Source organism: Actinoplanes sp. NPDC051633 (genome assembly GCF_040681735.1).
Taxonomy (GTDB): Bacteria; Actinomycetota; Actinomycetes; order Mycobacteriales; family Micromonosporaceae; genus Actinoplanes.
The window spans coordinates 1-2,558 of record NZ_JBFAZH010001107.1 but is presented as its reverse complement, the minus strand read 5'-3'; the positions used below and the strand labels follow the sequence as shown (position 1 = coordinate 2,558).

Here is a 2,558-nt window from a genome sequence, read left to right as displayed (position 1 = left end):
CGCTGCAACAGGTTCGGCTCGGCGAACAGCTGGAAGCTCCCGATCACCGAGAAGATCAGGCAGAGCAGCAGGGCCGGGCGCAACGCGGGCAGCTTGATGCTCCAGGCGACCCGCCACGCGCCGGCCCCGTCCACCGCCGCCGCCTCGTAGAGGTCCGGCGAGATGCCGCGCAGGGCGGCGTACAGGATGATCATGTTGTAGCCGACGAACTCCCAGGTCACGATGTTGGCCATCGAGCCGAGCATCCATCCGTCACTGAGGAACGGCGGCGCGGGCAGGCCGAGGTTGTCGGCCAGCTGGGCGAACGGCCCGAAGTCCTGGCCGTACAGGTAGCCCCACATCAGCGTCGCGACGACGGCGGGCACCGCGTACGGGACGAAGATGCCCAGCCGGAAGACCTTCGCGAAGCGCAGCAGCCCGCTGTCGATGGCGAGCGCGGCCACCGTGGACAGCAGCAGCATCACCGGCACCTGCAGCACGAAGAACCGGACCACCCGGAGCACGCCGCCGATCAGCCGGTCGTCGGTGAGTGCCCGGGTGTAGTTGTCCAGCCCGGCGAAGACCGTGCCGCCGATCAGCTGCTCGCGGAAGAGGCTCAGGTACGCCGCGTACAGCAGTGGAAGCACGAGCATCGCCAGGAAGACCACCATGAACGGCAGGACGAACAGGAAGCCCGCGCCGGCATGGCTCTGCCTCTTCACGCCCCGGCCGGTCACCGGGCGGTCCGTCATCGGCCGGCCGGTCACCGGCCGGTCCCGCACTGGCCGGTCTATCACTGGCCGACCTTGAAGCCCTGGTTCTTCGCGTAGTCGCTCACCCGCGTCTGCCACTGGTCGAGGGCGGCACCCGTGTCGGTCTTGTCGGCGAACGACTTGCCCACCGTCTCGTCCCAGTCGTTGACCGCCTGGTCGAGGAACGGCGGCCACTGGAACTGCGTGTCGACCGTGTCACTGACGTCGGAGAACACCTGGTTCACCGTCTGTCCACCGTAGAACTCCGGCTTCTGGCCGGTGAACGACGGGTCGGCCAGCAGGGCCTTGGTGGCCGGGAAGAGGAACTGCTCGGTGGCGAACTTCTTGGTCGACTCCGGGTCGGTGTTGAGGAACTCGGCGAACTTGGCGGCCGCGATCGGGTTCTTCGTACCCGTGATCACCGCGCTGGTCGAGCCGCCCCAGTTGCCGGAGACCTGCTTGCCCGCGTCCCACTGCGGCAGCGGCGCGGCCCGCCACTTGCCCTTGGTCGAGGCGGCGCTGCTCTGCAGGAACACCGGGCCCCAGGCGGCGGTCAGCCAGGTCGCGTACTTGCCCTTGTTCAACGCCTGGTACCACGCGTCGGTGAAGTCGGGATCGGCCGAGACGACGCCCTCCTTGACCAGGCCGCCCCAGTAGTTGCCGACCTTCTTGGCCACGTCGTCGTTGAGGTTCACGGTGACCGACTCGGGGCCGGTGTTGGCGAACGGCTTGGCGCCGGCCTGCCAGAGCAGACCCATGAACGCGCCGTTCTGGTTCGACGCGAGGTTGGTCAGGTAGACGTTCGGGTCGGCGGTGTGCAGCTTGCGCGCGGCGGCGGCGAAGTCGTCCCAGGTCTTCGGGACCTCGATGTCGTACTTCTCGAACAGGTCGGCCCGGTAGAGCATGCCCATCGGGCCGGTGTCCTGCGGATAACCCCAGATCTCGCCGTTCTGGCCGGTGACCTGGCTCCAGGTCCAGTCGACGAACTTGTCCTTCAGCGCGTCGGCGCCGTAGGTGCGCAGATCGATCAGGCTCTTGGTGAGCGAGAAGGTCGGGATGTACTGGAACTCGATCTGCGCCACGTCGGGCGCGCCGGTGCCGGCCTTCAGCGCGGTACGCAGCTTGGTGTACTGCGGCTCGCCCTGCCCGGCGTTGACCACCTTCACCTTGATCGCCGGGTACTTCTTCGTGAACAGGTCGACCTCCTTCTGGATGTCCGGCACCCAGGTCCAGAAGGTCAGCTCGGTCGGCGTCTGCATGGCCTTGTCGATGTCGGCCTGGGCGGCGGGCTGGGCGGCCTTGCCGCCGTTGCCGCCGTCCCCGCCGCCGTCGTCGCCGCTGCAGGCGGTGAAGCTCAAGACGGTCACCAGTGCTGCGGCCGCAGCGATGAAACGTTTCATGGTATCTGCTCCTCGGGGGCGCGGAGAAAAAGATCAGCGGTGTACGGGTGCGCGGGTGGAACGGCGCACGACCAGCGAGACCGGCTCCAGCGAGTCGGATCCCGGCCGGTCGTCGCCCGGTGCCTCGATCTGGCCCACGAGGCGTTCGAGACCGTTACGGACGAGTGCGACGAAGTCCTGCCGCACGGTGGTGAGCGGCGGTGTCTGGTACGCCGCGATCGGGATGTCGTCGAGCCCGATGACGCTGACGTCGTCGGGCACGCGGCGGCCGGCCTCGGCGAGCGCCGACATGACACCGATCGCCATGTCGTCGTTCGCCGCGAAGACCGCGGTCACGTCGGGGTTGCGGGCCAGCCGCCGGCCGGCTGCGTAGCCGGACGCGGGCGACCAGTCCCCTTCTATCCAGGGCGGGCACGGCGCCTTGGCC

The 2,558-nt window shown here is 68.5% G+C and carries 3 protein-coding genes; all 3 read right to left on the bottom strand.

What is annotated here, in order from left to right; all coding sequences use genetic code 11:
- A partial coding sequence (locus AB0M20_RS37620; RefSeq protein WP_364305583.1) for a sugar ABC transporter permease occupies positions 1 to 731 on the bottom strand: 731 nt, incomplete at its 3' end.
- Between the two features lie 41 nt (positions 732 to 772).
- Positions 773 to 2,131, bottom strand: a complete 1,359-nt coding sequence (locus AB0M20_RS37615) for a sugar ABC transporter substrate-binding protein (protein WP_364305581.1) — start codon at positions 2,129 to 2,131, stop codon at positions 773 to 775.
- 33 nt (positions 2,132 to 2,164) lie between these two features.
- Positions 2,165 to 2,558, bottom strand: a 394-nt coding sequence (locus tag AB0M20_RS37610) for a substrate-binding domain-containing protein (RefSeq protein WP_364305580.1), incomplete at its 5' end; no start/stop codon positions are given.

What these genes read in the sequence shown, in the direction of transcription:
- AB0M20_RS37615 (WP_364305581.1), bottom strand. Translation starts at nt 2,131, where the DNA reads ATGAAACGTTTCATCGCTGCGGCCGCAGCACTGGTGACCGTCTTGAGC.